This is a genomic window from Brevibacillus sp. YAE8 (assembly GCF_057543335.1).
The window spans coordinates 1-735 of the sequence record NZ_BAAIYG010000091.1; the positions used below are offsets into that span (position 1 = coordinate 1).

A 735-nucleotide genomic window follows, 5' to 3' on the forward strand; every position below is an offset into this window, starting at 1 on the left:
AGTCATAACCACCGGCTTAGCCGGTGGCTTCCATTAGCCCTATAAGGGCATGTTACAAGCAAGCGCCTTAAAGGCGCACTGAAAGTCTGCCAACCGCGTGTTGCCTCGGGCTGCCCCTAAAAAGGGGCTTTTTATCTGCCCTTTTTGACCGACTCACCCGTAAACGGGTCGACCAGCTCTTTCATCGTTAATTGCTCGTAATTTTTGTCCTCCACTAACTGATTGCGAATGTACTCTTCAATTGCCTTTCTGTTTCTCCCCACTGTATCCACATAGTACCCTCTACACCAGAATTGTCGGTTCCCATATCGGTATTTCATGTTCGCAAACTTATCAAAAATCATCAGGGAGCTTTTCCCTTTTAAGTCGCCCATGAACTCGGATACGCTTAATTTCGGTGGGATGCTCACCAGCATATGAATATGATCCACGCAGGCTTCTGCTTCGATAATCTCCACCCCTTTTCGTTCGCATAACTCCCGCAATATCTTTCCAATTTCTCTTCTTAATTTTCCGTATATCACTTGTCTGCGATATTTCGGCGCAAATACAATATGGTATTTGCAGTTCCATTTGGTATGTGCTAGACTGCTTTTGTCCATCCTTTGTCCTCCTGTGATTCGTGTGAGCGGTTGGCAGACCGGCTCTCATCTTATCACCGAGTTCAAAGGATGGCTACTCATAGCTATAAGCTTTCCTGAACCCCCAGTCGAACTGGGGGTTTTCGTTATACAA

General features: G+C 46.1%; 1 protein-coding gene. It reads right to left on the reverse strand.

What is annotated here, in order from left to right; all coding sequences use genetic code 11:
• Nucleotides 1-131: 131 nt before the first annotated feature.
• The gene (tnpA, locus tag AC27IT_RS27755) at nucleotides 132-602 is read right to left on the reverse strand and encodes an IS200/IS605 family transposase (protein ID WP_129552233.1); all 471 of its coding nucleotides are present in this window, start codon (nucleotides 600-602) and stop codon (nucleotides 132-134) included.
• Nucleotides 603-735: the final 133 nt, after the last annotated feature.

Bases quoted from the DNA above. Each gene is read 5' to 3' on its own strand.
- tnpA (WP_129552233.1), bottom strand. From the start codon at position 602: ATGGACAAAAGCAGTCTAGCACATACCAAATGGAACTGCAAATACCAT.